Origin of the sequence: Corallococcus sp. 4LFB, assembly GCF_046520365.1 — a bacterium.
In the GTDB taxonomy this organism is placed as follows: domain Bacteria; phylum Myxococcota; class Myxococcia; order Myxococcales; family Myxococcaceae; genus Corallococcus; species Corallococcus caeni.
The window spans coordinates 1-3989 of the sequence record NZ_JBKGHJ010000637.1 but is presented as its reverse complement, the minus strand read 5'-3'; the positions used below and the strand labels follow the sequence as shown (position 1 = coordinate 3989).

At 72.8% G+C, this 3989-nt stretch carries 6 protein-coding genes; 3 read left to right on the top strand and 3 right to left on the bottom strand.

Going from position 1 to position 3989, the window contains the following annotated elements:
- A partial coding sequence (locus tag ACLEQD_RS38555; protein ID WP_410390846.1) for a hypothetical protein occupies positions 1-721 on the bottom strand: 721 nt, incomplete at its 3' end.
- 180 nt (positions 722-901) lie between these two features.
- Between ACLEQD_RS38555 and ACLEQD_RS38550 the strand changes: the two genes are divergently transcribed.
- The gene (locus ACLEQD_RS38550; protein WP_338262726.1) at positions 902-1276 is read left to right on the top strand and encodes a response regulator; all 375 of its coding nucleotides are present in this window, start codon (positions 902-904) and stop codon (positions 1274-1276) included.
- Positions 1277-1288: 12 nt separating this feature from the next.
- On the opposite strand, the gene ACLEQD_RS38545 is transcribed toward ACLEQD_RS38550, so the two are convergent.
- Positions 1289-1411, bottom strand: coding sequence for a hypothetical protein (locus ACLEQD_RS38545; protein ID WP_410390844.1), 123 nt, complete (start codon positions 1409-1411; stop codon positions 1289-1291).
- Between the two features lie 79 nt (positions 1412-1490).
- Positions 1491-2945 carry a response regulator gene (locus ACLEQD_RS38540; protein ID WP_410390842.1) on the bottom strand — a complete coding sequence of 485 codons (1455 nt, stop codon included), beginning with the start codon at positions 2943-2945 and terminating at the stop codon, positions 1491-1493.
- A 252-nt stretch (positions 2946-3197) separates the two neighbouring features.
- On the opposite strand from ACLEQD_RS38540, the gene ACLEQD_RS38535 reads away from it, so the two are divergent.
- Together ACLEQD_RS38535 and ACLEQD_RS38530 are read left to right on the top strand one after the other, a co-directional pair.
- A complete protein-coding gene (locus ACLEQD_RS38535) occupies positions 3198-3590 on the top strand; it encodes a response regulator (RefSeq protein WP_410390840.1) in 393 nt (130 codons plus the stop codon).
- Positions 3587-3949, top strand: a complete 363-nt coding sequence (locus ACLEQD_RS38530; RefSeq protein WP_410390838.1) for an Hpt domain-containing protein — start codon at positions 3587-3589, stop codon at positions 3947-3949. The genes ACLEQD_RS38535 and ACLEQD_RS38530 overlap by 4 nt, the downstream gene beginning before the upstream one ends.
- Positions 3950-3989 lie beyond the last annotated feature (40 nt).

Sequence of the window (3989 nt, the reverse complement as noted above, 5' to 3'; positions counted from 1 at the left end):
CCTCCAGGCCCCGCGCCTGCGCCAGCACCAGCGGCTCCTCCGAGCGGGCCACCCGGCCCAGGAAGGACGGCCCCTGCGAGTCCACCGACCGGCCGGGGGGCGGCACGGGGTGGTCCGTGTGCGCGACGGGGAGCATCCTCCGGCCGCCCGCGTCCACGAGGAACAGCTCCGCCCCGGTGGCCTCCAGCGCCCGCACGATGAGCTCCACCAGCGGCCTGAGCGGGCCCTGCGGATCCGCGCGCGGCGCCAGCCACCGGGGCGCCAGCGCGTCCATCTGGCGCAGGAAGCGCTTCTCGCGCTGGCGGTCCTCGAAGGAGTAGCCGGAGAAGAGGACCACCACGTGGTCCATGGCCTCCTCCAGCTGCTGGAAGAGGCACTGGAGGCCCGCGGCGCCGGGCCTGCGCTCCGGCTGGACGTCCTCCCACAGCTGGGGGATGAGCCGCCCCAGGAGCGTGTACTCGTCCGTCGCGTCCTCCTGCGTGGCGCCCACGCGCAGGCGCAGGTTGATGTGGGCCTCCTCCAGGCGCGCCCGCGTCTCCAGCCGCTCCGGCGTGGCGCCGTCCCGGCAGATGGCCGCCACCGCGTGGAGGTATTCCGGCAGCGTGGAGATGACCTCCGACGGCTTCAGCCCCTGGGTGCTCTCCAGCGTTCGCGCCGCCTCCGCGAAGCGCCGTACCAGGACGTCCAGGTTCGCTTCGATGAAGTCCGCGGTGAGTTTCATGGGCCCGTGCAAAGGGGGTAGGGGCTCGGGCCCCCAGGTGCAATGGCACCCATGTGTTTCACCGGGGATTTCCGACAGGCGGCCCCCCGGGCATGCCCCGCGTGAAGTCACCGCGCGGATGCAGGGCAGGGGGGCACGCCAATCCTGGCGGCGGCGGCGCGACCTGCGTAGGCTGCCCGGGTGCGGAGAGAGACCTCGCGTTCCACCATCCTCATCGTCGACGATGAACCGGATCTGCGCGAGGTCGTGGCGGAGCTGCTGGAGATGGAGGACTACACGGTGCTCCAGGCCGCCAACGGCCAGGCCGCCCTGGAGGTCCTGGCCTCCCAGCCCCAGCCCTGCCTGGTGCTGCTGGACCTGATGATGCCGGTGATGGACGGCCACGAGTTCCTGCACCGGCTGCGGCAGGACGAGCGCCACCGCGAGCTGCCGGTGCTGATGCTCACCGCCCACTTCTCCGCCAAGGCCCCGCCGGGCACGGTGGGCCTCTTGCGCAAGCCCGTGGACATCGCGGAGCTCTTGGCCATGGTGGCCCGGCACTGCCCCGCCGCCTGAGCGCGCGGGGCCCTACGCCCGCACGGAGTGCACGGCGATGGCGTCCAGCAGCGCCTCGCGGACGTCTTCGTTGTTCTCCACGAGGAGCAGCGTGGGGCGGTGTTGCGCGGTGGACACCCGCGCACCGTAGGGCACGGGCCCCGGCGATTCCGGGTCCCCCTCGCGAAGCGGAGGGCCGGGCGCCCGGGGCCGGCGAGGGGGCGTCCGCCGGGACTCATGGCCCGCCGCGCGGCAGCGTCAGGGTGAAGACCGTCCGCTCCGCGTCCGACGTCACGGTGAGCCCGCCCCGGTGGCCGCGGGCAATCTGGTGGGAGATGAAGAGCCCCAGGCCCAGGCCCGACGGCGCGTGGGCGCCGGTGCGCGCGCGGTGGAAGGGGTCGAACAGCAGGTCCAGCACCTGCGGCGAGATGGGCTCCCCCGGGTTGCTCACCCGCGCGACGGCCTGCTCCGCTTCGCCCTCGAGCGACAGCTCCACCACGCCCTCCGGCGGGCTGTACTGCAGGGCGTTGCCCAGCAGGTTGCTCAGGACCTGCGCCAGCCGGTCCGCGTCCCAGTGCCCCGTGAGGGGGCCGGTGGTGGTCACCTTCACGGTGCGGTTGGGGTGCACCAGCTCCAGCTCGTCCACCACCTGGCGCGCCACCTGCCCCAGGTCCGTGTCGCCCGGCGTCAGCGGGATGCCGCTGCCCAGCCGGCTGCGGGTGAAGTCCAGCAGCTCGGTGATCATCCGCGTCATCCGGTCCGTGCTGCTGATGATGCGGCTGGCGGTGCGCACCAGCGGCGGGGGCAGCTGCTCGCTGGCGACGAGGAAGCTGGCGCCCATGCGGATGGAGTGGAGCGGGTTGCGCAGGTCGTGGCCCACGATGCCCAGGAAGCGCTCGCGGAACTCCGCGGTCGCGCGCAGCTCGGCCTCCGCCTGCTTGTGCCGGGTGACGTCCACCACCACGGAGCCCACGCCCACCACCTCTCCCCGGGCGGTGCGCACCGGGTGGTAGCTGGCCATCAAGTACAGCTCGCCGCCGGGCGCGTCCGGGTGCTCCAGCGTGAAGCCCAGCTCCTCCACGGGCTCGCCCGTCTCCATGACGCGGCGGAGCAGGGGCTCCAGCCGGGGCGCGAGCCGGGGCAGGACCCGCGCCAGCGTCCTGCCGGGATAGGCGTCCACGGACAGCCCGTCCAGCTTCGCCATGCGCGCGTTGACGCGCACGAAGCGCAGGTCCCGGTCCAGCAGCGACATCCCCGCGGCCGACGACGTGAGCAGCGCGTCCAGCTGCGCGAACACCTCCGCCTTCTCCTGGTGGGTGCGCCGCACGGCGTCCAGCAGCCGCTTGGTGCGCGCGAGCGCGTCCACCCGCGCGCGCACCTCCTCCGTGCGGAAGGGCTTGGCCACGTAGTCGTTGGCGCCCGCGCGCAGGCCCTGCACCAGGTCCTCCGGCCGGCCGTGCGCGGTGAGCAGCAGGACCGGCAGGGCCTCCGTCTCCCGCTGGCTCCGCAGGAACTGGCAGACCTCCGGGCCGGACATCCCGGGCATCTCCCAGTCCAGCACCACCACGTCCGGCGCACGCCCGGCGTGCAGCCGTTCGAGCATCGCGGCGCCGTCCGGGAACGTCTCCACCTGGAAGCCTGTTCCCAGTGCCGCCTTGATGAAGCGCGCCTCGCTGGCGCTGTCATCCACCACCCAGACACAGGGTGCGGGGTCCGTGACGGGCGGGGGTGGGGGCGCATGGCTGGAGTTCGGTTCCCGGTGCTGAAGATCAGGAGCGCGCAGGGTGCCGGATGCGCGGGCGCCCGTGGCGCTCCGCCGAAGGCCATGGCACATCGTCCAAGGCGGGCGTGGACCACAGAACGTTCAACGCGCGCTGGATGACTCATTTCTTTCAGCGGGTCGGAATCGGTCTAGCTTGGCCGGTCGTTTCCAGAGGACACCATGCCCGAGGTACTCGTCGTCGATGACAGCAAGGTGATGCGCGACATGGTGGTCGCCTGCCTGCGGCCCCACCCGGACAGCCGCTTCACGCAGGCCTCCAGCGGGTTGGAGGCCATCGAGCAGCTGTCGCTCAAGCCGTATGACCTGCTCGTCCTGGACCTCAACATGCCGGACATCGGCGGCATCGAGGTGGTGGAGTTCGTGCGGGGCCAGGACCACCTGCGCAACCTGCCCATCATCATCGTCACCACCCGGGGCGACGAGGCCTCGCGCGAGCGCGCGCTGCAGGCCGGCGCGGACCGCTTCATGACCAAGCCCTTCACGCCGGACTCCATCCAGGGGGCCGCCCGGGCGCTCTTGGAGAAGGCGTCGGCCGAGGCGTCGCGCGGGTGAGCGGCTCCGGGGAGTTCGCCGAGTTCCTCCCCGCATACCTGGCGGAGGTGGATGAACTGCTCGCCTCCGCGCAGCGGGACCTGCTCGCGGTAGAGGAGGCCGTGCGCAAGGGCCTGGCCCAGCCCCGCGCCGTGCGGGAGCTGTTCCGCGCGCTGCACACGCTCAAGGGCCTGTCCGCCATGGTGGACGTGGAGCCCATCGTCTCCGTGGCGCACTGGATGGAGGCGTCCCTGCGGCTGGCGGACCAGGCCGGCGGACGGCTGCCCGAGTCCAGCGTGGAGCCGCTGGTGGAGGGCCTGCGCGCCATCGAGCTGCGCGTGCGGCAGCTGGGCGCGGGCAAGACCGCGTCGCGCGGGTGAGCGGCTCCGGGGAGTTCGCCGAGTTCCTCCCCGCATACCT

What these genes read in the sequence shown, in the direction of transcription:
- ACLEQD_RS38535 (WP_410390840.1), top strand. Translation starts at nt 3,198, where the DNA reads ATGCCCGAGGTACTCGTCGTCGATGACAGCAAGGTGATGCGCGACATG.